The sequence below is a fragment of the Salipiger sp. ABN3_019 genome, assembly GCF_056158605.1.
Genome location: NZ_JBSWTP010000009.1, coordinates 2,196,810 through 2,222,554, shown reverse-complemented (window position 1 = coordinate 2,222,554; position 25,745 = coordinate 2,196,810). Strand labels below are relative to the sequence as shown.

At 65.5% G+C, this 25,745-nt stretch carries 31 protein-coding genes, 1 tRNA gene and 1 other RNA gene; 8 read left to right on the top strand and 25 right to left on the bottom strand.

Annotation, left to right across the window (positions count from 1 at the left end; translation table 11 throughout):
- Positions 1–5 precede the first annotated feature (5 nt).
- From ACXAD2_RS18960 to ACXAD2_RS18940, 5 genes are all read right to left on the bottom strand, one after another.
- Positions 6–659, bottom strand: coding sequence for a DUF1194 domain-containing protein (locus ACXAD2_RS18960; RefSeq protein ID WP_475172970.1), 654 nt, complete (start codon positions 657–659; stop codon positions 6–8).
- A gap of 141 nt (positions 660–800) precedes the next feature.
- Positions 801–1,150, bottom strand: a transfer-messenger RNA (tmRNA) gene (ssrA, locus tag ACXAD2_RS18955).
- An 18-nt stretch (positions 1,151–1,168) separates the two neighbouring features.
- Complete coding sequence (locus ACXAD2_RS18950; RefSeq protein WP_475172967.1) at positions 1,169–1,588, bottom strand: hypothetical protein; 420 nt, start codon at positions 1,586–1,588, stop codon at positions 1,169–1,171.
- Between the two features lie 128 nt (positions 1,589–1,716).
- Positions 1,717–2,136, bottom strand: coding sequence for a hypothetical protein (locus ACXAD2_RS18945; RefSeq protein ID WP_224904264.1), 420 nt, complete (start codon positions 2,134–2,136; stop codon positions 1,717–1,719).
- A gap of 192 nt (positions 2,137–2,328) precedes the next feature.
- The gene (locus tag ACXAD2_RS18940; protein WP_066106503.1) at positions 2,329–3,828 is read right to left on the bottom strand and encodes a CoA-acylating methylmalonate-semialdehyde dehydrogenase; all 1,500 of its coding nucleotides are present in this window, start codon (positions 3,826–3,828) and stop codon (positions 2,329–2,331) included.
- A 97-nt stretch (positions 3,829–3,925) separates the two neighbouring features.
- On the opposite strand from ACXAD2_RS18940, the gene ACXAD2_RS18935 reads away from it, so the two are divergent.
- The 3 genes from ACXAD2_RS18935 to coaD all read left to right on the top strand — a co-directional run bounded on the left by ACXAD2_RS18935 (position 3,926) and on the right by coaD (position 5,916).
- Entirely contained in the window at positions 3,926–4,822 is an 897-nt protein-coding gene (locus ACXAD2_RS18935; protein WP_475172963.1) for a LysR family transcriptional regulator, read from the top strand.
- Positions 4,823–4,880: 58 nt separating this feature from the next.
- Positions 4,881–5,315 (top strand): CBS domain-containing protein, encoded by a 435-nt coding sequence (locus ACXAD2_RS18930; RefSeq protein ID WP_475172960.1) that lies wholly within the window; start codon positions 4,881–4,883, stop codon positions 5,313–5,315.
- A gap of 103 nt (positions 5,316–5,418) precedes the next feature.
- Positions 5,419–5,916, top strand: a complete 498-nt coding sequence (gene coaD / locus ACXAD2_RS18925; protein ID WP_066100173.1) for a pantetheine-phosphate adenylyltransferase — start codon at positions 5,419–5,421, stop codon at positions 5,914–5,916.
- Positions 5,917–6,005: 89 nt separating this feature from the next.
- Here coaD and ACXAD2_RS18920 read toward each other — a convergent pair whose 3' ends face one another.
- Positions 6,006–6,167, bottom strand: a complete 162-nt coding sequence (locus ACXAD2_RS18920) for a glyceraldehyde-3-phosphate dehydrogenase (RefSeq protein WP_066100169.1) — start codon at positions 6,165–6,167, stop codon at positions 6,006–6,008.
- A 328-nt stretch (positions 6,168–6,495) separates the two neighbouring features.
- Between ACXAD2_RS18920 and ACXAD2_RS18915 the strand changes: the two genes are divergently transcribed.
- On the top strand, positions 6,496–6,747 hold the full coding sequence (locus ACXAD2_RS18915; RefSeq protein WP_475172957.1) for a hypothetical protein: 252 nt from the start codon (positions 6,496–6,498) through the stop codon (positions 6,745–6,747).
- Between the two features lie 65 nt (positions 6,748–6,812).
- Here the strand turns inward: ACXAD2_RS18915 and gap are convergent, their stop codons facing one another.
- From gap to ACXAD2_RS18895, 4 genes are all read right to left on the bottom strand, one after another.
- Entirely contained in the window at positions 6,813–7,814 is a 1,002-nt protein-coding gene (gene gap / locus ACXAD2_RS18910; RefSeq protein ID WP_066100162.1) for a type I glyceraldehyde-3-phosphate dehydrogenase, read from the bottom strand.
- An 85-nt stretch (positions 7,815–7,899) separates the two neighbouring features.
- Positions 7,900–8,043, bottom strand: coding sequence for a hypothetical protein (locus ACXAD2_RS18905; protein WP_193789501.1), 144 nt, complete (start codon positions 8,041–8,043; stop codon positions 7,900–7,902).
- Positions 8,044–8,239: 196 nt separating this feature from the next.
- Positions 8,240–8,713 carry a disulfide bond formation protein B gene (locus tag ACXAD2_RS18900; RefSeq protein WP_066100159.1) on the bottom strand — a complete coding sequence of 158 codons (474 nt, stop codon included), beginning with the start codon at positions 8,711–8,713 and terminating at the stop codon, positions 8,240–8,242.
- A 4-nt stretch (positions 8,714–8,717) separates the two neighbouring features.
- On the bottom strand, positions 8,718–9,296 hold the full coding sequence (locus ACXAD2_RS18895) for a YqaA family protein (RefSeq protein ID WP_475172952.1): 579 nt from the start codon (positions 9,294–9,296) through the stop codon (positions 8,718–8,720).
- A 218-nt stretch (positions 9,297–9,514) separates the two neighbouring features.
- Between ACXAD2_RS18895 and ACXAD2_RS18890 the strand changes: the two genes are divergently transcribed.
- Together ACXAD2_RS18890 and ACXAD2_RS18885 are read left to right on the top strand one after the other, a co-directional pair.
- A tRNA-Leu gene (locus ACXAD2_RS18890) sits at positions 9,515–9,600 on the top strand.
- A 396-nt stretch (positions 9,601–9,996) separates the two neighbouring features.
- Positions 9,997–10,971 (top strand): calcium/sodium antiporter, encoded by a 975-nt coding sequence (locus ACXAD2_RS18885; protein WP_475172949.1) that lies wholly within the window; start codon positions 9,997–9,999, stop codon positions 10,969–10,971.
- A gap of 4 nt (positions 10,972–10,975) precedes the next feature.
- On the opposite strand, the gene ACXAD2_RS18880 is transcribed toward ACXAD2_RS18885, so the two are convergent.
- The 6 genes from ACXAD2_RS18880 to trxB form a co-directional block, all read right to left on the bottom strand.
- Positions 10,976–12,754, bottom strand: a complete 1,779-nt coding sequence (locus tag ACXAD2_RS18880) for an SLC13 family permease (protein ID WP_475172946.1) — start codon at positions 12,752–12,754, stop codon at positions 10,976–10,978.
- A 227-nt stretch (positions 12,755–12,981) separates the two neighbouring features.
- Positions 12,982–13,467: a DUF2938 family protein gene (locus ACXAD2_RS18875; RefSeq protein ID WP_475172944.1), complete on the bottom strand. Its 486-nt coding sequence runs from the start codon at positions 13,465–13,467 to the stop codon at positions 12,982–12,984.
- 138 nt (positions 13,468–13,605) lie between these two features.
- Positions 13,606–13,863, bottom strand: a complete 258-nt coding sequence (grxC, locus tag ACXAD2_RS18870; RefSeq protein ID WP_475172941.1) for a glutaredoxin 3 — start codon at positions 13,861–13,863, stop codon at positions 13,606–13,608.
- A 99-nt stretch (positions 13,864–13,962) separates the two neighbouring features.
- Positions 13,963–14,394 carry an OsmC family protein gene (locus ACXAD2_RS18865; RefSeq protein WP_475172938.1) on the bottom strand — a complete coding sequence of 144 codons (432 nt, stop codon included), beginning with the start codon at positions 14,392–14,394 and terminating at the stop codon, positions 13,963–13,965.
- Between the two features lie 14 nt (positions 14,395–14,408).
- Positions 14,409–14,732, bottom strand: a complete 324-nt coding sequence (locus tag ACXAD2_RS18860; protein WP_475172935.1) for a thioredoxin family protein — start codon at positions 14,730–14,732, stop codon at positions 14,409–14,411.
- A 40-nt stretch (positions 14,733–14,772) separates the two neighbouring features.
- Positions 14,773–15,732 (bottom strand): thioredoxin-disulfide reductase, encoded by a 960-nt coding sequence (gene trxB / locus ACXAD2_RS18855; protein ID WP_475172932.1) that lies wholly within the window; start codon positions 15,730–15,732, stop codon positions 14,773–14,775.
- 106 nt (positions 15,733–15,838) lie between these two features.
- Here trxB and ACXAD2_RS18850 point away from each other — a divergent pair, with 106 nt between their 5' ends.
- Positions 15,839–16,735 carry a LysR family transcriptional regulator gene (locus ACXAD2_RS18850; protein WP_226628169.1) on the top strand — a complete coding sequence of 299 codons (897 nt, stop codon included), beginning with the start codon at positions 15,839–15,841 and terminating at the stop codon, positions 16,733–16,735.
- Between the two features lie 34 nt (positions 16,736–16,769).
- Here ACXAD2_RS18850 and ACXAD2_RS18845 read toward each other — a convergent pair whose 3' ends face one another.
- The 9 genes from ACXAD2_RS18845 to napF form a co-directional block, all read right to left on the bottom strand.
- Positions 16,770–17,984, bottom strand: coding sequence for an MFS transporter (locus tag ACXAD2_RS18845; protein ID WP_475172928.1), 1,215 nt, complete (start codon positions 17,982–17,984; stop codon positions 16,770–16,772).
- Between the two features lie 220 nt (positions 17,985–18,204).
- Positions 18,205–18,477, bottom strand: a complete 273-nt coding sequence (locus ACXAD2_RS18840; RefSeq protein WP_475172925.1) for a hypothetical protein — start codon at positions 18,475–18,477, stop codon at positions 18,205–18,207.
- Positions 18,478–18,513: 36 nt separating this feature from the next.
- Complete coding sequence (locus tag ACXAD2_RS18835) at positions 18,514–19,215, bottom strand: NapC/NirT family cytochrome c (RefSeq protein ID WP_475172922.1); 702 nt, start codon at positions 19,213–19,215, stop codon at positions 18,514–18,516.
- A gap of 26 nt (positions 19,216–19,241) precedes the next feature.
- Positions 19,242–19,685 (bottom strand): nitrate reductase cytochrome c-type subunit, encoded by a 444-nt coding sequence (locus ACXAD2_RS18830; RefSeq protein ID WP_164181230.1) that lies wholly within the window; start codon positions 19,683–19,685, stop codon positions 19,242–19,244.
- Between the two features lie 43 nt (positions 19,686–19,728).
- Positions 19,729–20,649, bottom strand: a complete 921-nt coding sequence (gene napH, locus ACXAD2_RS18825; protein WP_475172919.1) for a quinol dehydrogenase ferredoxin subunit NapH — start codon at positions 20,647–20,649, stop codon at positions 19,729–19,731.
- A complete protein-coding gene (gene napG / locus ACXAD2_RS18820; protein WP_475172917.1) occupies positions 20,646–21,488 on the bottom strand; it encodes a ferredoxin-type protein NapG in 843 nt (280 codons plus the stop codon). Before napG ends, napH begins: the two co-directional genes overlap by 4 nt.
- 55 nt (positions 21,489–21,543) lie before the next feature.
- On the bottom strand, positions 21,544–24,036 hold the full coding sequence (gene napA / locus ACXAD2_RS18815; RefSeq protein ID WP_475172915.1) for a nitrate reductase catalytic subunit NapA: 2,493 nt from the start codon (positions 24,034–24,036) through the stop codon (positions 21,544–21,546).
- 3 nt (positions 24,037–24,039) lie between these two features.
- On the bottom strand, positions 24,040–24,312 hold the full coding sequence (locus ACXAD2_RS18810; RefSeq protein ID WP_475172912.1) for a chaperone NapD: 273 nt from the start codon (positions 24,310–24,312) through the stop codon (positions 24,040–24,042).
- Positions 24,309–24,827, bottom strand: coding sequence for a ferredoxin-type protein NapF (gene napF, locus ACXAD2_RS18805; RefSeq protein ID WP_475172910.1), 519 nt, complete (start codon positions 24,825–24,827; stop codon positions 24,309–24,311). The genes ACXAD2_RS18810 and napF overlap by 4 nt, the downstream gene beginning before the upstream one ends.
- Positions 24,828–25,123: 296 nt before the next feature.
- Here napF and ACXAD2_RS18800 point away from each other — a divergent pair, with 296 nt between their 5' ends.
- On the top strand, positions 25,124–25,663 hold the full coding sequence (locus ACXAD2_RS18800; RefSeq protein WP_475172907.1) for a hypothetical protein: 540 nt from the start codon (positions 25,124–25,126) through the stop codon (positions 25,661–25,663).
- Positions 25,664–25,745: the final 82 nt, after the last annotated feature.

Sequence of the window (25,745 nt, the reverse complement as noted above, 5' to 3'; positions counted from 1 at the left end):
ACGGCTCAGCCCAGCACGCGGGCGATCTCGCGCAGGATCTTGCGCCGCATGGTCTCGGCATAGGCAAGGTGGCTGCGCGCGGTCAGCACAAAGCCGTCGCGGGTGATCAGCACCTGCCGGTAATAATTGGTCACCGGCAGCCCATGGCCCGGCCCTTCGATCGCCAGCCCGTTGATCGTCACCCCCATGCGTTCGGCCCGCACCCGCGCGGCAGAGGCGGAGGGGCCGGAGTTCGGCGTGCCATCGCCCGAGATGTCGATGACCCTGCGTCCGCAGGCGGGGGCCGCCGCCATGTGATCGAGCGCGGCCTGCAGCGCGGCACCCGGCGCGGTGTCAGAAAGCACAAAGGCCCGCTCCATGCGCTCTGCGGCGCTGGCGAAGGCGGAAACATCGGCAGGCTCGGTGATCTGCCGCCAGCTAAGGGTGATCGCCTGATGCGCCGCGCCGGACCATTGCAGCACCGCAAGCGCGATCCGGTCCTCGACAAGAATCGCGGCAATCTCGGGGTCGCGCAATGCGAAGGCGAGGCCTTCGACCTGGATCGCATATTCCGCCGGGTCGATTGAGTTCGACACATCTATGGCCAAAAGCAGCGCGGTCTCGCAGGCACGGGCCGGCGAGACGAGCAGGGCAAGGCTGGCGGCAACCACGCGAAACATAAGCCGAATGCTGGCAGCGCGGCGGTATCCGGTCAATCTATCCGTCGGTCGCGGCGCAAAAGCAGCGAATTGCGGCGCTTTGCAAGCGGCATCCCGCGCGCGGGTTGCGATAGGCTTCAAGATGTCTCTAGGGGGGAAGGAAGTGCAGGTTTCTGTTGCCAGGTACCTGCGAACCCCGCCTTACGCTGCTAGGCGCAAGGACTTAGATTTCGATGTTTCGGACTGCTTACGCAGCCAGAGCCATCGGAGCACGATTGTTGTTGGCAACTATGCTTTATGAACCGATAACGGTGGTATCTCACCGGGACAAAGCTACATCTTTACGCGTTCGTCGATCCTATTTCGGCCCCATGAACCCCCAACAAGGGTTTATTGGTGGAGCCGCCGGGTACCGCCCCCGGGTCCGATCCGTTTATTACATGCGCGTTTATGCCCATAGTCCCTTGCGGAACATCCTTCATATAGGACGGCGGCGCGCGGCTTTCAATGGGGTGTTGCGCGCGATCTGATCACTGGGTCGCGGCAAAGAGGTCCGAGACGCGGGTCTCGGGCTGTCCCAGAAAGGCAAGCGCGGGCGCCTCTTCGCGGAAGACATGGATGTCGAAACTGAGCTGCGGCGAGAGGATCTGCTGCGCCATGCGCGCCACGCCAAATGCCAGATCGGTCGGGGCGAAATAGACCAGAGGCATCACACCATCGTCGAAGAGCCCCGAGGCGGCCATCTCCGCCGAGACCTGCTGAAGCCCGGTGTAGCCGCTGCGGAAATGGGTCAGTTCCGAATAGTCGATCAGGCAGCCGACGTTGGGCGACCAGCCCGGCGTTCCTTTGATTACCTTCTGAGCCTCGACGCATTCTTCGCAATAGGTCTCCCCGGAAAATTTCATGTAGACCAACGGGCGGTCGGCAAAGAACTTTAAGGTGCCAGCCATGTGGGGTCTCCCAGAAACAGGAAAATTGCGGCGTTGGGTCTCGCTAGCATGTGTTCTGGAGGCGCGGGGCTGTCAAACTTTATGTCGCGTAAGCGACACATCAGGGCGAGCGCTGTGTGGCTTGAGGCTCAGCCCGCCTCTTGCAGCAATTGTTCAAAACTGCGCTCGGCCAGACCGAGCAGCGCAAGCGTGCCAAGCTCGCTTTGCTGGACGAGTGTGATCACCCCATCAAGACCGTCCCATGACTGCAGGGCGATCTTCGCCAGATCGAGGCTGGTTCGTGTGGGCGCATAATAGACCATCATGGTCTGAGCCCCGACGCCACGAAACGCCTCGGCCTTTTGCGCCTGAATTTTCATGAGTTCAAGGAAGTCCCCATCCCAGCCGGTGATCGCCGACAGGTCGACCAGCTGTTTCTGGCCGGGGCGAAATTCCGGATGAACGGTATAGGCGGCAAAGGCCGTGGTCGTGTCGGTGAGGCGCGCCTGACCCTCATAGCGCACGTAGACAAGACCATGTTTCGGAAGAATGCGGAACGTGACAGGCATGGCGGCTGTTGTGGCTGTTTCTGGCTTTGGTGCGGCAGCCTTGCCGGTGTGTCGCGCCTCGTCAACGATGTACCGCAGATGTATGTTTGGCGTCGGCGCTGTCACGCTTCTGCGCCGGATAGGCAAACGCCGCCCCGGGGATCGGGGCGGCGCTTTTGACAAGGAGCCGGTGCGAAGCGGCGCGGCGATGGATCAGTCCATGGCCTTGAAGTTGAACTCGCCACCTTCCTTGATGCCCGAGAACCAGCGCGCGGTGACGGTCTTGGTCTTGGTGTAGAAGCGGAAGGCGTCGGGGCCGTATTGGTTGAGATCGCCGAAGGCCGATTTCTTCCAGCCGCCGAAGGTGTGGTACGACAGCGGCACCGGGATCGGGAAGTTGATGCCGACCATGCCCACGTTCACCCGGTGCGCAAAGTCGCGCGCGGTGTCGCCATCGGCGGTGTAGATCGCCGTGCCGTTGCCGTAGTCATTGTCGATCACCAGATCGAGCGCCTCTTCGTAGGTGCCAGCGCGCACGGTGCTGAGAACCGGGCCGAAGATCTCTTCTTTGTAGATGTCCATGTCGGGCGTCACATTGTCAAACAGCGACGGGCCGACGAAGAATCCGTTCTCATAGCCCTGCAGCGAGAAGTCGCGGCCATCGATGACCAGTTTCGCGCCCTGTTCGACACCTTTGGTGACGAGGCCGTTGATCCGGTCCTTGGCGGTGCCGGTGATCACCGGGCCATAGTCCACGTCTTCGCCTGCGGTGTAGGGGCCGACCTTCAGCTTCTCAACGCGGGGCACCAGCTTTTCGATCAGCGCGTCGGCGGTTTCCTCGCCCACCGGCACGGCCACCGAGATCGCCATGCAGCGTTCGCCCGCAGCGCCGTAGCCCGCACCCACCAGCGCGTCGGCGGCCTTGTCGAGGTCGGCGTCGGGCATGATGATCATGTGGTTCTTGGCACCGCCGAAGCACTGCGCGCGCTTGCCGTTGGTGGCGGCGCGGCCATAGATGTACTGCGCGATCGGGGTCGAGCCGACGAAGCCCACGGCTTGCACGGTCTCGTTGTCGAGGATCGCGTCCACCACTTCCTTGTCACCGTTGACCACCTGCAGCACGCCCTCGGGCAGGCCAGCCTCGATGATCAGCTCGGCAAGGCGCAGCGAGGTCGAGGGGCAGCGCTCGGAGGGCTTGAGGATCATGGCGTTGCCGCAGACCAGCGCCGGGGCCATCTTCCACAGCGGGATCATCGCCGGGAAGTTGAACGGGGTGATGCCCGCGACCACGCCAAGCGGCTGGCGCATGGAGTAAAGATCGATGCCCGGACCGCCGTTGTCGGTGAACTCACCCTTGAGCATATGCGGCGCGCCCATGCAGACCTCGACCACTTCCAGACCGCGCTGCACGTCGCCGCGGGCGTCGGGCAGGGTCTTGCCGTGTTCCTTCGAGACCAGCTCGGCCAGCTCGTCCATATGCTCGTTGATCAGCGCACCGAACTTCATCATCACGCGGGCGCGACGCTGCGGGTTGGTGGCGGCCCAGCCCTTTTGCGCTTCGGCGGCTTTGGCGACGGCGTCGTTCAGCTCTGCGACGGTGGCCAGCGGCACTTTGGCCTGAACTTCCCCGGTGGCCGGGTTGAAGATCTCGGTGAAGCGGCCCGAGGTGCCCTTGACGTGTTCGCCGTTGATGAAATGCGTGAGTTCTTGCATCTGAACCTCCTTGATGTTGGGCCGCACACTAGCCTTGCGGAAATGCAGGGAACAGGGGTAATCCAGCAAAAAGGTTTTGCAAAAATTCAGGTGCGCCATGCGTGAGAACTGGGATGACTTGCGGATTTTCCTTGCCGTCGCGCGGGGCGAAAGCCTGTCGGCGGCGGGGCGGGTGCTGCGCATGGACCCGGCGACGGTGGGCCGCCGGGTGGGGCGTCTCGAGGAGCAACTGGGCCATCCGCTCTTTGCCAAGTCGCCGCAGGGCTACGCGCTGACCGAGGCAGGCGCGCGGCTGCTGGTCCATGCCGAGACCGCAGAACAGGCGCTGGGGCAGGGCGCGCAGGCGCTGATGGGGGCCTCTGAGGGGTTCGCTGGGCAGATCCGCATCGGTGCGCCCGACGGCTGCGCGAACTTCCTGCTGCCGCAGGTCTGCGCCAAGATCGCCGAGGACAACCCGGGGCTCGATCTGCAGATCGTCTCGTTGCCGCGCGTGGTGAACCTGTCGCGGCGCGAGGCCGATATGGCCATCGCGGTCTCTGCGCCCACGGCGGGGCGGCTGGTGGTCAAGAAGATATCGGACTACCGCCTGCATCTTGCCGCCTCCGAAGACTATCTGGCCCGTCACGCCCCGATCCGCAGCCGCGCCGATCTGCAGGGGCACCGCATGGTGGGCTACATCCCCGACATGATCTTTGACCGCGAACTCGACTATCTCAGCGATCTGGGCGTCGAGCGGGTGCGTCTCGCCTCCAATTCCGTCGCGGTGCAGTTCCATTGGCTTCGCTTGGGCGCGGGGCTGGGCATCGTGCATGATTTCGCGCTGCCCGCCGCGCCGGGGCTGCGCAAGGTGCTCGCCGATGAGGTGTCGCTCACCCGCAGTTTTTACCTCGTGCGCCACGCCGATGACCGGCGCCACGCGCGCCTTAACGGATTCGCAGAGCTTTTGGCCGAAGGTGTTCGGCGCGAGCTGGCCTGCCTCGAAGGTCGGAGTTGACAGAAGGTCGCAGGGGGCGGACGCTGTAACGGTCAGCAGCGCTTAGGAGGAAAGCCGCATGCAGGTACAACAAATTCTCAAGGATAAGTCCGACGACGGGGTGGTCACCGTCACTCCCGGCAGCAGCATCGGCGACGCGGCGCAGGTGCTGTCTGAGCGCCGGATCGGTGGTGTGGTGATTTCCGACGACGGGCAGACGCCGCTGGGGATCCTGTCAGAGCGTGACATCGTGCGCGCGATCTCGGCGCAGGGTGCCAGCATCCTGAACATGACGTGTGACGAGTTGATGACCCGCAAATTGCAGGTCTGCACCCGCGACGAGGACACCAATGTGGTGCTCGCCCGGATGACCGAGGGGCGCTTCCGTCACATGCCGGTGGTCGAGGATGGGGTGCTGGTGGGCATCATCTCGATCGGCGACGTGGTGAAGGCGCAGATCGCCGAACTTGCCATGGAAAAAGACGCGCTGCAGGGCATGATCATGGGCTTCTAGGCCAAGCCGCCTCAACAGGAGGCCGGTTTCGGGGTTGCATTCCGGAACGCAATATTGTTGCGTGCGCCGGACATGCCCCCGCGGGCACTCCTGGGAGGATTTCATGCGCATTGGCCTTTACCCCGGCACGTTCGATCCAATCACGCTGGGCCATATCGACATCATCCGCCGCGCCGCGGCGCTGGTCGATCGTCTGGTGATCGGTGTGGCGATCAACCGCGACAAGGGTCCGCTGTTTCCGCTGGAAGACCGCGTGGCGATGATCGAGACGGAATGCGCCAAACTGTCTGAAGAGACCGGGACAGAGATCGTTGCGCATCCTTTCGAGAATCTGCTGATCGACTGCGCCCGCGATGTGGGCGCGCAGATCATCATTCGCGGCCTGCGCGCCGTGGCAGATTTCGAATATGAATTCCAGATGGTTGGCATGAACCGCGCGCTCGACACCAGCATCGAGACCGTCTTTCTGATGGCCGAGGCGCGGCATCAAGCGATCGCCTCGAAGCTGGTGAAAGAGATCGCCCGGCTCGATGGCGACGTCAGCAAATTCGTCACGCCCACGGTGAACGAGGCGCTGAAGGCGCGCTTCGACAAGGGGTGAGCGCAGCGGCGCAACGCCAAAGTGAACGCCAAGTCTGAACGCAAAAACGGGGCCGCTGGGGCCCCGTTTTTCTTTGTCGTAGCTTGGTCTTACTGACCGTAGACAGCGATCCGCGCGGTTTCCGCTTCGCGGCCCGCGATGTCGCAGTCGATGCGGGTGCGCAGCGGCAGCGACATCAGGGCCTGATGCGTGCGGCGATAGGCGAAGCGGCGGGAGAAGCTGTCACGAACGGCGTTGATGGCTTTGGTCATGTCTCTGATCCATCTATGAAGGGCGCCCCGGGGGGAGGAGTGGGCGCGTTTGCGGTTGGTTTGTTGAAACTCGGTGCCGTGGGAAATGCCCTTGCGGGTGTTCCCCGGCGTTGGCGCTAACTTAGGTCTTGCTGCGACGCAGCACAATTGACGCTTTTCCAGACCCGCCTTGCAAAACATGCATGGCATGGCGCGCGGCGTGTTTCTGCGGGCGCAAGGCTTTGTAAACCTTCGGCGATTAACCTTAACGCCACAGCAACGCCGCGGCGCGGCTGCTGGGCGCGCAGCCAAAACAGCGCCGATGGGCTCTTAGAAAGGGAGACAGGTCATGGAAATTCATCAGGGGATCGGCGGTCATGGCCGGTCGCAGCGGCCCAAAACCGCGCCGCAGCAGCCCGCCCGCACTGCACCACAACAGGGGGCGGCTCGCTTGCCTCACGCCCCGCTCGCGGCGCCTGTTCCGGTGATCAGCCAGCCGCTGGCGCTGCCACTGACCGGCAGGGTGACCCCGCGCGCACGGCCCGCAGGGCTCGAGGCGGCAGAGGGCTATGGCGCGGCGCGCAAGGCGTTCGACAAATGAAAAGGCGGGGCACGCGGCCCCGCCTTTGAGTCTCTAGAAATGGCGCCCGGAAGCGTACCGCAGGATCAGATCAGCTTGCCCATCGCCACGGCGGTGTCGGACATACGGTTCGAGAAGCCCCACTCGTTGTCGTACCACGACAGGATGCGCACCATGGTGCCTTCCATGACCTTGGTCTGGTCGGTGTGGAAGATCGAGCTGTGCGGATCGTGGTTGAAGTCGATCGAGACGTTCTTTTTGTCGGTATAGCCCAGAATGCCGTTCAGCTTGCCGTTGGCGGCGACGCGGATCGCGTCGTTGATCTCTTCCACCGTGGTTTCGCGCTCGGCTTCGAACACCAGATCGACGACCGACACATTCGGCGTCGGCACGCGGATCGCCACACCGTCGAGCCGGCCGTTCAGTTCCGGCAGCACGAGGCCCACGGCCTTGGCGGCACCGGTCGAGGTGGGGATCATCGACTGCGCCGCGGCGCGCGCGCGATAGAGATCCTTATGCATCGTGTCCAGCGTCGGCTGGTCGCCGGTGTAGCTGTGGATGGTGGTCATGAAGCCCTTTTTGATGCCGACGGTGTCGTTCAGCACCTTGGCGACGGGCGACAGGCAGTTGGTGGTGCAGGACGCGTTGGAGACGATCAGGTCATCCTTGGTCAGCGTGTCGTCGTTGACGCCGTAGACGATGGTCTTGTCGGCACCGGCAGAGGGGGCCGAGACCAGAACCCGGCTGGACCCATTGGCGAGGTGGGCGGCGGCCTTCTCGCGGTCGGTGAAGATGCCGGTGCATTCGAGCACCACATCGACGTCGCCCCAAGGCAGATCGGCGGGGTTGCGCTCGGCGCTCACCTTGATCGGGCCGCGGCCTGCGTCGATCGTGTCGCCCGCCACTTTCACGTCCTGCGGGAAGCGGCCATGCACGCTGTCGAACTGCAGAAGATGGGCGTTGGTCTCGACCGGGCCGAGGTCGTTGATGGCGATGACTTCGATGTCAGTGCGGCCGGATTCGATTATGGCGCGCAGCACGTTGCGCCCGATGCGGCCGAAGCCGTTGATCGCTACCTTGACGGTCATGATGTCTCCTCGCTGTCCGAGAGTTTGCGGTTGCCCGAAGGTCATCAGGATACGTCGGGCAAGTCAATACTGGGACTGTTAGCGCTCACCGCCAAAATGCCATCCAATCGAGCAGATTGAAAACTTTCCGCCCCAGATAGATGAAGTGATCGCTCCCGAAGAGCAGGTAATCCAGCACGGCGGCGAGGATCAGGATGGCGGCAAGCCAGAGGGCGAAGCGATTGGTCATTTTCTCGTGATGCCAGAGGTTTGGCGCTCTGTCACCTGTCTTGTCGCGATGCCGTCAGGTGTGGCGCTGCTCGGGACATCCACGCCTCGAAGACCGATCTGACGTGGGGCACGCGGGGCCGCGCTGCGTGGCAGGGGGCGGATTTCGCCCCCTGCAAGTTTGGTTCAGGGCCGGTTCGGGCCCGTAAAAACGCCGGTCAGGCTTGGGCCGAGCGCCGCCATGCGGCGATCCAGATCAGCGCAAGGCCAAGCGAGATCACCGCGTTCCAGCTCGCCATCGACAGGCCGAGGAACTGCCATGCGACCTCGTCGCAGCGCACCAGCGGCGCGTCCATGATCTGGTTGAGCAACTCATCGGCGGACATGCCGCCGATCGGGCCGGAGGTGCAGGTGGTCGGCCCTTCCCACCAGCCGCGCTCGACGCCGGTGTGATAGACGCCGATGCCGCTGGTGGTCAGCGCTGCCAGCGCGCCCAAAAGCGGCAGAAGCCGGGCGCGGAAGGCCAGCGCCAGTGCACCGATGACGACGGCGATGGCGTGGGGCCAGCGCTGCAGGATGCACAGGTGGCAGGGGGCGAGCCCGCCGATGAATTGGGAGCCGATCGCGCCCAGCAGCACGGCGGCCGATCCGCCAGCGGCGATCAGGATGAGGAACTTACGCAGGTCAGTCATGGTCTCAGAGGTATTTCACCAGAAAGAAGCCGCCGGCAAGCAGCAGCACAAAGACAGTAAACACCAGCCCGAGCCGGTTTTCGATGAAATCCCGGATCGGCGCGCCGAAGGCCCGCAGCAGCCCCGCAACGATGAAGAAGCGGAAGGCGCGGGCGATGATGGCGGTGGTGACGAAGGTGCCGAGCGGCATCGCGGTCCAGCCCGACATGATGGTGATCACCTTGAACGGGAAGGGGGTGATCCCGGCGATCAGCACGGCCCAGAACCCAACACCGTTGAAGCGGGTGTTGAAGGCTTCCATCGAGTTGGCCTTGCCGAGCGTTTCGAGGATTGGCCGCCCGATGCTGTCGAAGAAGAAATGCCCGATGGCATAGCCGAAGAGGCCGCCGACGACCGAGGCCAATGTGGCCACCAGCGCGATCAGCCATGCCCGGCGCGGCGCGGCGAGGATCATCGGGATCATCAGCACGTCGGGCGGGATCGGAAACACCGAGGCTTCGATGAAAGAGACCGCTGCCAGCGCCCAAAGCGCCTTGGGGTGATCGGCAAGCGACATGGTCCAGTCGTAAAGGCGGCGCAGCATCGTCGGGCAGGTCTCCGGCGTGGGTCTTCTTTGCAGGAAGCACGGGGGACCCTGAGGCGCAAGCCATTGACGCTGCATTTGTGATGACAGTTTCGCAAGGAACATGTGCGCGCTTGAAGATTGCCGCTTTACGCGGCGCGGCGCGGCGGCTAAATCCATGCGCGGGCCTTAGTGGCGCAACAGCAGACGCAGGGGATGGAAAACCTCTGTATCGCGACGCGAGTGTGGCGGAATGGTAGACGCGACGGATTCAAAATCCGTTTCCCGAGAGGGAGTGTGGGTTCGAGTCCCACCACTCGTACCAAGACCAAATCAATCCCCTGAAAGATCGAAAAGCCGCGCGGACCGCTCTGGCATGGGTCCGGAGAGCTCGCGCTTGTCTCACGTCCGTTGACGCAAGCGATGCGGGGATGGCCATATCTGGCGCGTGTTACCAGCGGCTGACGGCGGTGCGACTTGAACGGGCCGCTCGCTGGCGATGGAAATTGGCGCCACGTCGCAGCATCTGCAAGGCAGGCCGTCTTCGAGTGCTCAGAGCACGATGTCCAGAGCGCGCGCAACGGCCGATGGGGCTTGGGGACGGAAGCACGCCCGACATCTTTATATTTCCCACCGAGCCGACCTCCTGGACCTTGAAGGCCATCACAGGCATCGCCACTTGCATCCGCGATGCGCCGGCTGGTCGGCGTCGGAGTTCAACATGGTCGAGACTTGGCTACCGCTCATCGCGGGGTTTGTGTTGCTGGTTGCTGGCGGCGAGTTGCTGGTGCGGGGCGCGGTGCAGGCCGCGGAGCGGCTGGGTGTCTCACCTCTGGTCATCGGCCTCACGCTCGTCGGCTTCGGAACCTCGATGCCGGAGCTTGTGACCTCCGTGCAGGCCGGGCTCAGCGGCTCGCCCGGCATTGCCTATGGCAATATTGTCGGCTCCAACATTGCCAACATCCTGCTGATTGGCGGTATCTCGGCGTTGATCTGCCCGGTGATCGTCGCCGAGGCCGCGCTCCGCCGGGATGCGGCGCTGATGCTCGCGGTGGCGGCGCTCTTCGCGGCGCTGGCGCTCGCGCTGCCCATGGGGCGCCTTCTCGGCGCGGGTTTTGTCGCGGGTCTGGTCGCCTATATCGTCATGGTCATCCGGCAGGAGCGCACAACCGGCGAACACGGCGCGATCCACGATAAGAGCGCGGCGCTTCTCCAGGCCGATCCGGGCCTTGGCGCCCCCTCACGTCGCCGGGGGCTGATCCTGCCGCTGCTGCTGGCGTTTGCCGGGCTCGGTCTCGTGGTGATCGGTGGCGCGCTGCTGGTCGATGGGGCGGTCGCGCTGGCCCGTGCCTTTGGCATCGGCGAGACGGTGATCGGCCTGACCATCGTTGCGGTCGGCACGTCGATGCCAGAGCTTGTGACCTCGGTGATCGCCGCGCTGAAGCGGCAGGGAGACGTGGCCTTCGGCAATATCGTCGGCTCCAACATCTACAACATTCTCGGCATCGGAGGCACCACGGCGCTGATCGCGCCGGGCGCGGTGCCGTCCGAGATCGCCGCCTTCGATGCGCCGCTGATGGTGGGCGTGAGTGCGCTTCTGGTGGTCTTCGCCGCGACCGCGCGCCGGATCGACCGCTGGGAAGGGCTGGCGCTGCTCGCGGGCTACGGCGCCTATCTCTACCTGCTCTGGCCCTGAGCCCCTACGGCTGCAGCGGCCAGAACACCGGGGCCAGCAGCACCGTCACCACGCCGGCCATGATGTTCATCGGCAGGCCCAGACGCAGGAAGTCGGTGAAGCGGTAGCCGCCGGCGTTGTAGACCATCGTGTTGGTCTGATAGCCGATCGGGGTCGCAAAGCTGGCGCTGGCCCCGAACATGACGACCACGACGAAGGCGCGCGGGTCCAGCCCCAGAGTCTGTGCCACGCCGACGGCAATCGGGGTCATGATCACCGCGACCGCATTGTTCGTCACCACCTCGGTCAGCACCGAGGTCACCGCGTAGATCAGTGCCAGCGCGAGGATTGGGCTGAGCTGCGCCAGCGGCCCCGAAATCCCGCTCACGATCAGCGCCATGGCGCCGCTGCGCTCCATCGCGGTGCCCAGCACCAGCATACTGACGATCAGCAGCAGCAGGCGGCCGTCGATGGCGCCGATGCCCTCGTCGGGCTCGACGCAGCGGGTCAGCAGGACAATCGCGGCGCCGATGATCGCCAGCGGCAGGATCGGCGCAAGCTCCAGCGCCGCGCCCAGCACGACCATGGCCAGCACCGCCAGCGCGATCGGCGCCTTGCTGCGCCGGAACGCGCGGGCCTGCAACGGTGCCAGCAGGATCAGGTCCTCGTCCCGCGCGAGCCGAGCGATGTCCTCGGCGGGCCCATCCAGAAGCACCGTATCGCCCGGGTTCAGCTGCAACCGGTCCTCCAGCAGATCACGCGCGCTGCCCTTGCGGTGCAGGGCGATGGGGTAGACACCGTGGCTGCGCCGCCAGCCAAGCTCCGCGACCGCGCCCTTGCGGTCCTTCACCAATGCTTCGACCACTTGATGACGCCGCGCGTTTGCCGGCTCGAGACCGGGAATGGCAAGGCTGCGCGAGCTCTCGCCCCGGTAGCCCGCAACCTCCGCGTCGGAAGTATGCAGCACCACCCGGTCACCGGGGTGCAGCACCTCGGCCTGAAGGCTGTGCCGCAGCGAGACATCCTCGCGTATGAGGTCCACCAGCCGGGTGGCGCTGCGCCGGAAATCGGGAATGTCACTCACCTTCCGGCCGATCAGCGGCGAGGTTGCGGGTACGAAAAGCTCGACCCGCCATGACCGTCCGCTGCGCGGCGCCTGCATCTCGGCCAGCGCCATCCGCTCGGGCAACAGGCGCGGCGCCGCCACGGCAAGAAAGAGGCTGCCCAGCAAAGCCAGCGCGATGCCGAGCGGGGCGATCTCGAACAGCGAGAAAGGCGCGAGATCGAGATCGCGGGCGACCCCGTCCACAAGGATGTTCGTCGAGGTGCCGATGAGCGTGCAGGTGCCGCCCATGATCACCACGAAGCTGAGCGGCATGAGGAACCGCGAGGCGCTGGTGCCAAGCTGGCGGGCCAGTCCAAAGACCACCGGGATCAGGATCATCACCACCGGCGTGTTGTTCATGAAAGCCGAGGCAATCGCCGCCAGCGCAAAGAAGAGCAGGATCGTCCGCCGCGGATGCCGCAGCATGCCGCGCCCCAGCCATTCGGCCACCGCTTCGAGCACCCCGGTGCGCACCAGCGCGGCGCTCAGCACGAACATCGCGCCGATGGTGGCCGGGGCGGAGTTGCTCAGCGCTTTCAGCACATCATCGGTGCTCACAAGGCCGAGCAGCAGCGCCACGGCCACACCGCCAAGGGCGGTGACCTCGGCGGCGAAGCGCTCGGTCAGGAACAGGGCAAAGACGGCAGCCACCAGAAGAAGGGCGCCCTGAGGCGCGTAGGAACCGAGATCGAAAAGCATGGGAGGCACCCGGATAAACGCCGCGCTGGAAAGGCGCCGTCGGCAAGGCGCAGGTGGCGCGGGCCGTGGGCCCGCCGCACCCTCTTTGTGACGATCAACCATGCCACCGATTGCGGTACGCGAGAATCGGGATTCTCAGCGCGCGCGCTGCCGGATCGCAATCCTAGCTTTGCCGCCGCGCCGCCCTTGGTAGAGGAAATGAGGATGGTTTCTCAGATGGCGCGCCCTCAGGCGACCAACAGCGCCAGCAGGTATTGCGCGATGGCAAAGACCACATGCGCCACGAGCACGTAGGTGATCATCGCCCCGGCGTTGGGCAGCTTGCGCGCGAAGATGCCGCCTCCCATGCCGGGCATGAGGATGACCAGACCGGCCAGCGTGCTGATGATCACCCCGATCAGGACGAAGGGGAACACGGTCGGAGCGGAGATGAAATCAACGCCCCAAAAGAGCGGGAACATGACCGCATAGGCGATGCCGATCGCATAGTGAAAGACCCAGCCGGTCAAAGCCTCGCTCACGCTGTGCGCGCGGTCATCACCGCCGTCGAGCACCAGCCGGCCCGCAGGAATGCCCAGCAGCCAGCGCCCCACCGAGGGCCAATGCGTGCCCGGCATCCAGCCGATCTTCGCGGTGATGAGCCCCCAGAGATCAAGCGCGATGGTCGAGCCAATGCCGACCACGAGGACGAAGATGATGAGGTCAAACGTCATGGGAACTCTCCACAGGGAAACAGGAACGGTGCCGCAGCGGCACAGGGGTATCTGTCGGGGCGGCAAAAGATAAATTCTTTCCGGCGCTTTGATTGATTGCGATTTCAGATCAATCGCCGACCACCCGGCGGGCCCGGATCAGCCCGCCAGCAGCGCGTCCAGCTTTCCGGCCCGCTCGAGCGCCAGAAGCTCGCTGCAGCCGCCGACGTGGATCTCGCCGATGAATATCTGCGGCACGGTGTGGGCACCGCCCGAGCGTGACAGCATTTCGCGGCGTCCCTCCGGAACCACCATGATGTTGATGTCCGTGTAGTCTGCACCCTTCTTGTCGAGCACCATTTTGGCGCGCGAGCAGTAGCCGCAGAAGGGCGAGGTGTAGATGTCGATCTTGGGCATGAAAGCCTCCTGGGTATTGTTCGGCTGAACCGGGAAAGGAGCGCCTCGTGTGCATGCCGGTCCCGGCGCGAGGCCGGGACCGGTCAGAGCGGCGCGGCCTCAGGCGGCGACGCGCACGTCGGCTTCGACCGCGATGGTCACGCCGGCCTTGCGGGCGATGTTGCCGACGGCACAGATCGCGTCGGCCCGTTCGATGGCCGCCTCGGCGGCCGCGGTGTCCGCCTCACTCGAGCCTGCGGTCAGGGTGACGCGCGCCACGTGACGGATCGCGAAATCGTCGTCACCGGCCTGAGCGTCCGTGTCGACCGAGATCGTCTCGACCGGAACCTTCTTGCCCTCGGTGATCGCGCGCAGGGTGGCGGTGAAGCAGGCCAGCGTGGAGGCGGTGAAGAGCGACTTGGGGTCGGCCCCCGCGCCGCTGCCGCCGAGCTCGGTTGGGATGCCGATGCCCACGTCCCAGCCCTCGCCGGTGATCTTGCCTTCGCCCTTGAAACCACCGGTCCAGGTGGAGGTCATCTTGATATCAGCCATTTGCTCTACTCCTCTTACGCCGCGCTCTTCACGGCGGCGGTGTATTTGTCCTTGGGGTTCAGGCCGACGACCATGTCGACCGGCTTGCCGTCCTTGAACACCAGCACGGTCGGCACCGAGCGGATGCCGAAGGCTCCGGCGATCTCGGGAGCGAGGTCGATGTCGACCTCACCAAAGTTGGCGCTGTCCTTCATCTCGCCCGCGACCTCGTTGTAGGTCGGCTCGAGCGCGATGCAGGGGCGGCACCAGGTGGCCCAGAAGCGCACTACCTTCACGGTGCCGGGCGCCTGCATGAAGCCTTCGAAATTGCTTGTATCGAGCGGCGTTACATCTGCCATGTCTCTCTCCATTGGCTTGAACTTGGGGTTGGGATTGAGTTCAGGCCGAGGCGGGCTCGGCCGGGAGGTCGAGAGGCAGCCCCGCGAGGTAGCGGTCAGCCTCGAGCGCCGCCATGCAGCCCTGTCCGGCGGCGGTCACCGCCTGACGGAACTGGTCGTCGGTCACGTCACCGGCGGCAAAGACCCCGGGCAGCGCCGTCGCGGTACTGCCGGGTTTGGTCCGCAGGTAGCCACCAGGCTTGAGCGGCAGCTGGTTGCTGAAAAGCTCGGTCGCCGGGCTGTGGCCGATGGCCACGAAGACGCCCTCGGCGTCGAGTTTTTCCACCGTGCCCGCGATCCGGTCTTTCAGGATCACGCCGGTGACCACGCGCGGGGTCTCGGTGCCGATGATCTCGGCAACCTCGGCGTTCCAGATGACCTCGATCTTCGGGTGGGCGAAGAGCCGATCCTGCAGCACCTTCTCGGCGCGCAGGCTGTCCCGGCGATGCACGAGGATCACCCGCCCGGCGATGCCCGCGAGGAACAGCGCCTCTTCCACGGCGGTGTTGCCGCCGCCGACGACGACCACGGTGCGGCCGCGGTAGAAGAACCCGTCGCAGGTGGCGCAGGCCGAGACCCCGCCGCCCTGAAAATGTGCCTCCGACGGCAGGCCGAGCCATTTCGCCCGTGCGCCGGTGGCGATGATCAGCGCGTCGTAGCTATACGTCGTGCCGCTGTCGCCCTTGAGTGTGCGCTTGCCGGTCAGCCGTGCCTCGGTCACCATGTCGGTGACGATCTCGGTGCCCATGCGCAGCGCCTGCTCGCGCATCTGCTCGACCAGCCAGGGGCCTTGAATGGGATCGGCGAAGCCGGGGTAATTCTCCACGTCGGTGGTGATGGTGAGCTGTCCGCCGGGCTCGAGCCCGGTCAGCAGCAGCGGCGACAGCCCGGCGCGGGCTGCGTAGATCGCCGCCGTATAGCCTGCCGGGCCGGAGCCGAGGATGATGAGTCTTCTGTGCATGACCTTGCCGTTTGTTGCTACGGCGGTCATATATGCCCCAAAGGCGAATGATTAAGTTCTAATAAGCTATCGCCATATATTCCCATATCGCATCAATGAGGGCGCCATGGAAATCAAGGAATTGCGCTGCTTCGTGCGGGTCGCCGAGACGCTGAACTTCAACCGGGCCGCCGAGCAGCTGAACATGAGCCAGCCGGTGGTGACCAAGACCATCGCCCAGCTCGAGCACAAGCTGGGGGTGAAGCTCTTTGACCGCACCACCCGACGCGTCGCGCTGACCGCCGCTGGGGTGGTGCTGCGCCGCGAGGCCGAGGGGCTGCTGGCGCACCTCGATCAGGTGCAGCGCGCCGTCCGCCACGCCATCGCCGAAGAGAGCAAGCGCTTTGCCATCGGGGTGACGCCGCTGGCCATGCAAACGGTATTTCCGGCGGTGATCCGCGGCTTCCGCGAGGCGCATCCGGGGATCGACGTGTCGATCCACGAGCTGCCGACCGATGCGCAGGTGAAGGCGCTGCTGGCCGCCGAGATCGACGCTGCCTTCCTGCTCGCTCCGGCGGCGGATGACGCGCTGGAGGTGCGGGAAATTCACTCCGAGCAGATGCGCCTCGCGGTGCCCACGAGCCATCCGCATCTGAAATCGCTTGGCCTCGGGCCGATGCCGCTCTCGGCCTTCGCGGGTGAGACCTTCATCATCCCGCCACGGTCGGAAAACCCCGGCGTGCATGACGAGATCATCCGCGCCTGTGCGGTCTCCGGCTTCCGGCCCAAAGTGAAAGATTGCACCGAGGGGCAGACTTGCCTGTGCCTCGTCGAGGCAGGGATGGGCGTGAGCTTCGTCACCAACCGCATCGACTGTGCCACCAGCGACGACATGCGCATCGTCGATCTTGAAGAGCCTGCACCGACGCTCAGCGTGGCGCTGGCTTGGCGGCGCGAGGATCCGTCGCCGCTGCTGGAAACGCTGCGGCAGTTGGCGCTGAACACGGAAACGGCGGCCGCATAGGGCCGCCGCTTCGTTGCTTGCGGGGTGTTGCCGATCAGGCCGCAACCTCGTCCGGACAGGTACCACCGTTCCCGGCGCGCAGCGAGGCACAATGGCGGCGGTCGACGCGCGCGCTGATCAGCGCCAGCGCGAGACCGGCCAGCACCACAATCCCGGCCACCGGCCCGGTCATTCCAAGCCCGAGGTGATCGACAACCCAGCCGCCGCCGCCCGCACCAAGCGCGATGCCGAGGTTGAAGGCCGAGATGTTCATGCTCGAGGTGGCGTTCACCAGACGCGGGGCGATCAGGCTGGCCTGGTTCACCGCGTAGAGTTGCAGGATCGAAACCGAGCCGAAGGCGACGATGCCCCAGATGATCACCAGCGGCACGACCGTCATCAGGTTTCCGGCGAAGGGGATCAGCAGCAGCAGCGCCAGCGCCATCACGCCATAGATGCCAAGCAGCACCGGCATGGCGCCGACCCGGTCGGCGATACGAGCACAGATCAGGTTCCCGATCGCCACGGCCACGCCGTAGAAAAACAGCAACGTGCCGATGCCGTTCGGGGTCATGCCGGTGAACTGTTCGAGGATCGGCGAAAGATAGGTGAAGGCCACGAAAGAGCCGCCATAGCCAACGAGGGTAATCGCGAAGAGCAGCGCCAGCCGCGGTTTCAGCACCACCGACATCTGCTCGAGGAAGGACGAGGGCGCGGGCCGTTCGATGTTGCGCGGCAGCAGCCAGGCCAGCGCGAGGAAGGACAGCACGCCGATGCCAGTCACCGCGACGAAGGTCGCACGCCAGCCGAAATAATTCGCGATGAAGGTGCCGACCGGCACACCGGAGATCAGCGACAGGGTGATGCCGGTGAACATGGTGGCGATGGCCTGCCCGGCCTTCTCCTTGGGCACCAGCTGCGCGGCGACCACCGTGGCGACCGAGTAGAAGACGCCCTGCACCACGCCCGACAGGATGCGCCCGATCAGCAGTGTGCCGAAGGTCGGCGCGAGGGCCGAGAGCGTGTTGGCGATGACAAACAGCATCATCAGCCCGAGCACGAGCTTCTTGCGGTCGAACCGCCCGGTGACAGCGGTGAGAAGAGGGGCGGCGACAGCCACCGCCAGCGCGTAGATGCTGACGGTGAGACCGGCGGTGGCGAGGCTCACCTCGGTGTCGCGCGCGATTTGGGGCAGGATGCCGACGATCACGAACTCCGCCATTCCGATGGCGAGCGCCGCGGCCGTCAGGGCCCAGACTCCGATAGGCATGGAATACTCCGATATCTTGAGGGGCTCGCCGGGAGGGCAAGCGGGATGCCGGAGCGATACCGGAGCTGTTGCGTCAAGTTAAATTCCAAGTTGGCATCAGTTTTGATGCACTTTTTGGTGGGTGGTTCTTTTGCGACCTCCGAGAACCCAAGCGTAAGCGTCGAGGAGCCGCTTTGTGCCGGGGAAGGCTTGCGGCAGCGCCGCGGCGCATCGAAAGCCGCTACACTCTCGCGCCCTTATGGCGGATCGCGCAGCCCAGCAGTCCGGCGAGGATGCCGACGATGGTCGAGACGCTGTATTCCAGCGCCGTGATCGGCACCTCGGCGGAATGGTGGCCGCCGAGGATCAGTGGTGAGAGCACCCCAATGGCACCGCCAAGGATCGGCGCGACGATCCAGTTGCGGGTCGTCATGCCGAGCGCGACGCCGAGGATGCCCGGCAGGCCGAGGATGCTGCCTCCGATGGTGCCGAGTAGATCAAGCAGGCTCAGCATGGTCTGGTCTCCGTGAGTTGCTGGTGCGGCAGGCGGTCAGTCCGCCGAGAGTCCGAGGAGGGTGCGGATCGAGGCGAGATCGACGCGCCCCGGTGCCTCGGGCATCCGGCTTTGCGCCAGGGTCTCGACAACGTGCTGGTATTCTTCGAGATACCCCGGCGCGAGATCATGCGCGATGCCCTGATGGCAGTCGATGCAGGTCATGTTCTCATCGACCGCGCGCTGATGGTTCTGCGCCGCCCGCGTCTCCTGGATGGTGAAATCCATATACTCGAAGGCGTGGCAGTTGCGGCACTCGCGGCTGTCCGTCGCCTTCATCTTCTTCCACACCGCCGCGGCCATCTCGAGCCGTCGGTCCTCGTATTTCTCTGCGGTGTTTATGGTGCCCCTCAACTCGTGGTAGACGTCCTTCACCGCCATCACCTTGGCTTTCATCTTGTACTGCCACTCGTGCGGCACGTGGCAATCCGAGCAAATCGCCCGCACGCCGGAGTGGTTGTTGTAGTGGATGGTCTGGCGGTACTCGCCGAGGTTTGTCTCCATCGAGTGGCAGGAGGTGCAGAACTCTTCGGTGTTTGTCAGTTCCAGCGACCAGTGAAAGCCGCCCCAGAAGAGGATGCCGCCCAGAAACCCCGCGATCAGCAGGAAGCCGGTGCTGAACAGACCGGTGGGGCTCCAGAATTTGTCCCATATACGGAGCAGGATGTTGCGGCGGCGGTGCCCGTGATTGTCCGGCATGTCGTCTCTCCCCGTTCGGTCCTGCGTCAGCGCGAGACGCTGGAGGCTTCGAAGTCGTTGCCGACCAGCGCCGGCGCATCCGCCTGCGGGACGTGGCACTGATTGCAGAACCAGCGGGTGCCGGCGACGGTGTCGAGCTGGTTGCCGCTGCGGTCGAGGTAGTGGGTCATCGACAGCGTCGGCGCGCCGCGGTCGCCAGCGTTGGTCCAGTCGTGGCAGCTCAGGCACTGGTTGGTGCGCAGGTCGATCTGGTACTGGGTCATGGAGTGCGGAATGGTCGGCGGCTGCTGGCGGTAGTTGCGCACCTCGCGGCCCTCCTGCTGCTGGTAGACCTCGGGCGGCTGGATCTCCTGATCCACCGCCGCGCCGCGCAGCGACTGGAGGCCTCCGGTTGTCTGCGCCACGACCAGCCCCGCGATGAGCAGGGGCGAGGCAAAGGCGGCGATCTTGGCGATGACCGGCAGTTTCATGGGCGCTCTCCGTAGTTGATTGCTGTGACGCAGGGTGGGTCCCTCAGGCGGCGGAGTGTCGGGATCGTTCGGGCGGGGAGGAGGAAGTCTCGACATGGGTGTCGAAGCGATGGGTGAAGGCGAAAACGTCGACCGAGCAGACGTCGACGCAGCGTCCGCAGTTGGTGCAGTCGGGTGAGAGGATCAGCGGCGTCTCGCCGTCCTTGCCGCGCAGGGCCGGGGCGATGACGTGGTTCTCGGGGCAGACGGCAAAGCAATCCATGCAGTCGTCGCAGGCGGCGCGACCCGTGGCGCTGACCCGCAGCAGGCTGTGCGTGCCCAGGAGCCCGTAGAAGGCGCCGACCGGGCAGAGGTGCCCGCACCAGCCGCGGCGCGCGACCAGCAGGTCGAAGAGGAAGACCAGCGCCACCAGAGCCCAGACAAAGCCCATGCCGAAGGCCGTGCCGAAGACCAGCCCGCGGTGCAGCATGGTGATCGGGTTGATCGCCTCCCAGGCGATGGTGCCGGTCAGCGCCGAGGCGACCAGCACCGTGCCGAGCAGCCAGCGCCGCGTGTGGCGCTTGGGCTGCCAGCCCTTCGGCAGGCCAAGTCTTACGTGCAGCCAATGCGCGGCATCGGTCACCGGGTTGATCGGGCAGACCCAAGAGCAATAGACCCGCCCGCCGATCAGCAGGTAGGCGACGAGCACGATCAGCGCGCCGATCAGCGCGGTCAGCTCGGGCCAGTGCCCGGCGGCGAGGCTCTGCGCCAGCACCAGCGGATCGGTCAGCGGCAGGATGCCAAAACTGCGCGAACCGGCCAGCGTGCCGGTCACCCACCAGAGGCCGAACCAAGGGCCGAGCAGGAAGAGCAGCAGAAAGAACGCCTGTGACAGCCGCCGCAGCAGCAGGAAACGGTGCGCCCGCCACCAGCCCTTGAGATGGATCGCCTCGGCGCCGACGGGGAGTTTGGTCTTCTCCTTCATTCGCCTGCTCCTGGTACCGGGGAGGCCGGAAGGGTGAAGCTGGGCTCGAACCCGCCGGGCGCGGCAAGGTTGTCGGTGCCGGGGCCGGGCAGGCGGTCGGGCAGGTCGATCACCCCCTCGACCAGCGGGCCGCCGTGGTGCTCCATCTCCTCCCAGCCCTTGCGGTAATGCTCGGCAGGTGCGCCCCGCGCGAGGCGCAGCGGCAGCACCTTGATTGCGGCTTCGGGCAGTACGCAGCTCTTCTCGCATTTGCCGCAGCCGGTGCAGTGCTCGGCGTGGACGGTCGGGGCAAAGATCGCGTGATGGCCAGAGCGGGTATTGTGCGACGGCTCGAGGGTGATCGCCGCGTCGATCACCGGGCAGACCCGGTAGCACACGTCGCAGCGCAGCCCGAGGAAGTTGAGGCAGTTCTCCTGATCCACCAGCACCGCGGTGCCCATCCGCGCCTCGTCAATGTCGCTCAGGCCCGGATCCAGCGCCCCGGTCGGGCAGGCCACGACGCAGGGGATGTCGTCGCACATCTCGCAGGGCACGTCGCGGGCGGTGAAGAAGGGCGTGCCGGTGGCCGGCCCGGCGGCCCCCAGCTCGGCCAATGTCAGCGTGTCATAGGGGCAGTCGCGCACGCAGAGCCCGCAGCGGATGCAGGCGCCGAGAAACTCGGCCTCGGGCAGCGCGCCGGGAGGGCGCAGTGCCTCTGCCGGAAGCGCCCGCGCATCCCGCGCCAGCCATGCCAGCGCACCGCCCGCAAGCGCGCAGCCACCGGCCATCCGCGCGGTGTCCATCAGGAACCTGCGGCGTTGCGGCGACAGCGGCATGGCGGGGGGCATGGCGGCGGGCATGACGGGCCTCCTCTGGTATCTCCCTCATATCTCCCTCAGGGCCGAGCGTAGTGGCTCACACGCGCGCGACCTTGCAGGCGCATTTCTTGAAATCCGTCTGCTTCGACAGCGGACAGGTGGCATCGAGCGTCAGCTTGTTGATCAGCTGGCCCTCATCGAACCACGGCACGAAGACCACGCCCTTCGGCGGCTTGTTGCGGCCCCGGGTCTCGAGCCGGCTGAGCATTTCGCCGCGGCGGGTCGAAATATTGATCTCTTGTCCGCGGCGCAGGCCGCGCGCCTCGGCGTCCTCGGGGTGCATGAACACCACCGCGGCGGGAAAGGCCCGGTGAAGCTCGGGTACCCGGCGGGTCATCGAACCGGAGTGCCAATGCTCAAGAACCCGCCCGGTCGAGAGCCAAAGATCGAACTCATCGTCGGGCACCTCTGGCGGGGCCTCGTATGGCGCAAAGATGATCTTCGCCTTGCCGTCGGGGTTGCCGTAGAAGGTGACCTCGCTGCCTTCGGGCACATAGGGGTCATAGCCCTCGCGAAAGCGGTAGAGCGTCTCTTGCCCGTCCACCACCGGCCAGCGCAGGCCGCGCGCCTGATGGTATTGTTCGAACGGCGCCAGATCGTGGCCGTGGCCGCGCCCGAACATGGCGTATTCCTCGAACAGCCCCTTCTGGACGTAGAAGCCAAAATGCTGTGCCTCGACATTGTCGAACCCCTCGGCGGTCTCTTCCAGCGGGTATTGGTTCACCTGGCCGTTCTCGTAGAGCGCCTCGTAGAGCGTCTTGCCCGCCAGCTCGGGCATTTTCGCGACCAGCCCGTCGCCCCAGGCCTCCTCGACGGTGAAGCGCTTGGCGAATTCCATCAGCTGCCAGAGGTCGGACCGGGCTTCGCCCGGTGCCATCACCTGTTGGTGCCAGAACTGCGTGCGGCGCTCGGCGTTGCCATAGGCGCCTTCCTTCTCGACCCACATCGCGGCCGGGAGAATGAGGTCGGCCGACATGGCGGTGACGGTCGGATAGGCGTCCGACACGGTCACGAAGTTCTCGGAGTTGCGGTAGCCGGGCCAGCCTTCCTCATTGATGTTGGCGGCGGCCTGCATGTTGTTGTTGCACTGCACCCAGTAGGCGTTGAGCGTGCCATCCTTCAGCGCGCGGTTCTGCGCCACGGCGTGCAGGCCGGGCTTGTCGGGGATGGTGCCCTCGGGCAGCTTCCAGATCTCCTCGGCATGGGCGCGGTGCTCTGGATTGGTCACCACCATATCGGCGGGCAACCGGTGCGAGAAGGTGCCGACCTCACGCGCGGTGCCGCAGGCCGAGGGCTGGCCGGTGAGCGAGAAGGGCGAGTTGCCCGGCTCGGAGATTTTCCCGGTCAACAGGTGGACGTTATAGACAAGCCCATTCACCCATCCGCCGCGGGTGTGCTGGTTAAAGCCCATGGTCCAGAGCGACATGACCTTGCGGCTGGGATCGGCGTATTGCTCGGCCAGTTGCTCGAGCTGGTGGGGCGGTACGCCGGACATCTCGGAGACGCGCTCGAGCGTGTATTCCGAAACGGCGGCGGCATATTCGTCGAAATCGATCGGGGTGAGCTCGCCCGAATTGGGGTTGGCCGCGGCCTCCTGCAGCGGGTTGTCGTCGCGCAGGCCGTAGCCGATGTCGGTGGCCGTGCGGGTGATGTTGACGTGCTTTTCCAGAAAGTCCCAATTCACCGCGTCGTTTTGGATGATGTGATTGGCGATGTAGTTGAGGATCGCCAGATCGGTCTGCGGCGTGAACACCATGCCGTTGTCGGCCAGCTCGAAGCTGCGGTGCTCGAAGGTCGACAGCACATGCACCTGCGCGCCTTCCTTGGTCAGCCGGGTGTCGGTCAGCCGCGACCACAGGATCGGGTGCATCTCGGCCATGTTCGAGCCCCAGAGCACGAAGGTGTCGGCGTGCTCGAAGTCGTCGTAGCAGCCCATCGGCTCGTCGATGCCGAAGGCGCGCATGAAGCCGACCACCGCCGAGGCCATGCAGTGCCGGGCGTTGGGGTCGATGTTGTTCGACCGAAAGCCCGCCTTCATCAGTTTGGAGGCGGCGTAGCCCTCCCAGACCGTCCATTGCCCCGAGCCGAACATGCCCACCGAGGTTGGGCCCTTGGTGGCCAGCGCCGTCTTCCACTTCTCGGCCATGACGTCGAAGGCCTCGTCCCAGCTCACCGGCTCGAATTCGCCATTCTTGTCGTAGACGCCGCCCGACTTGCGCAGCATCGGCGTGGTGAGCCGGTCGGCGCCATACATGATCTTCGACAGGAAATAGCCCTTGATGCAGTTCAGCCCGCGGTTCACCGGCGCCTCGGGGTCTCCCTGCGTGGCGACCACACGGCCCGCCTTGGTGCCCACCAGCACCGAGCAGCCGGTGCCGCAGAAGCGGCAGGGGGCCTTGTCCCAGCGGATGTCGGAATTGCCCGGGGTCTGCGCCAGCGCGCCGGGGGCGAGCGAGATGCCCGCGGCGGCGGCGGTGCTGGCGGCGGCGGTGGCCTTGAGGAACGTCCTGCGCGAGTCCGAGATGGTCATGGGTCAGGTCTCCGGATGGGGTGCGGCGGGGGATGGGCGCTGCGGGAGGTCTTCGAAATGGTGGTAGTTGATCGTCAGCGAGATCACGCCGCGGATCTGGTGCAGCGACATGATGATGTCCGAGGCGAAGGCGGTGTCGGTGTCCTCGACCACCACAACCAGCCGCCCGTCGTCGCTCTGGGCATGGACCTCGACGCCGTCGAGCGCCTCCATCTGCGCGCGGGCGTCAGACAGCGCATCCTGCGCGACATGGACGAGGCAGCCGCAGATGTTCATCGCACGACCTCCGATGCCGGTGCGCGCTGCGCGAAGGACACCGCGCCGGCCGGGCAGGTGAAGGCGCATTCGCCGCAGCCGGTGCATTGCGCCGGGTCGAGCGTGGGGGCGGCGCGGCCGCCGGTCATCAGGCGAAAGCGGATGGCGCGGGGCTCGCAGGCATCTTCGCAGGCCCGGCAGGCGATGCCACTGAGGGACAGGCAGGCGTCGGTGATGGTGGCGGTCCACGGCCAGTCGGGCACGGCGTCGGCACGCAGGGCGCCGGTTTCGCAGGCCTCGGCGCAGGCGCCGCAGAACGTGCAGGCGCCTTGCGAGAAGTCGACCAGTGGCGGGGCGGGGTCTGGCGCGTCGGGCTGCCGGATGAGGATCGCCTCGGGGCAGGCGCGCAGGCAGTCGCCGCAGCCGCTACAGAGCTGCGAGAAGCGGGCCTGCGCCCCCGGGGGCCTCATCAGAGGTGCCTCGGGGCGTGACAATTGCCCGCGAAGGAAGTTGCGTCTGCTGTGCTGGGTCGTCATCGACGTCCTGGCCTTCCGCTGTGCCCGCGAACAATCCTGCGGACAAGAAGTATGGGCGAAGTCTGCCATAAGTTGTTTGGCCGAGAAAGCGTTGGCTCAGCAGATGTCGGCGATCGGCAAAAATCCGGGAGCCTGCGAATCCAGCGAGGGCACGCGGTTGTGCCGAAGTTTGAGCCCCATGCGCCCGGCGGTCCGTGTCGGTGCGGCGCGCGTGGGTCCGCTGCGGCGCTGCGGGTTGATTGCCCGATCCGCGCAGGATACGGCCCCATCAGCCATCTTTGAAAGTGACAGCCGCGATGCCCCAAACCGATCGCCAGAACACCGATCACCTCAAGACCGATTGCTCGAAATGCGCGGCGCTCTGCTGCCTCGCGCTGGCCTTCGACAAGGGCAAGGACTTCGCCTTCGACAAAAACCCCGGCGAGCCGTGCCGGAATCTTTCGGGGCACAGCTGCACGATCCACGACAGGCTGACGGAGGAGGGATTTCCGGGCTGCGTCGCCTATGATTGCCTTGGGGCGGGCAATCGGGTGGTGCAGGAGGTCTTTGGCGGGGCGTCATGGCAGAAAGACCCTCGCCTGACGCGCCCGATGATGGAGGCCTTTTCGGGCATGCGCGAGGTGCACAAGCGCATCGACCTGCTGCGGGCCGCCGGCACCTTGCCGCTGGAGGCGCGCGACGAGCAGACCCGCCGGGATTTCCTTGCACGCCTTGAGCAGCACCGTTGGAGCGGGGCGGAACTCAATGACTTCGAGGTTGGACTGGCGCTGGAGATCGACATCTTTTTCCACAGCATTCGGGCCTATCTGCCGGGCGATTTCTCTGCCGAATGGTGAGACCCTGACGGGCGCCGGAGTGGCGCCTTGCCGCCAAGTGGTCGCGCTGAGGTCGTAATTCCTCCTCAATCCTTAATCAAAA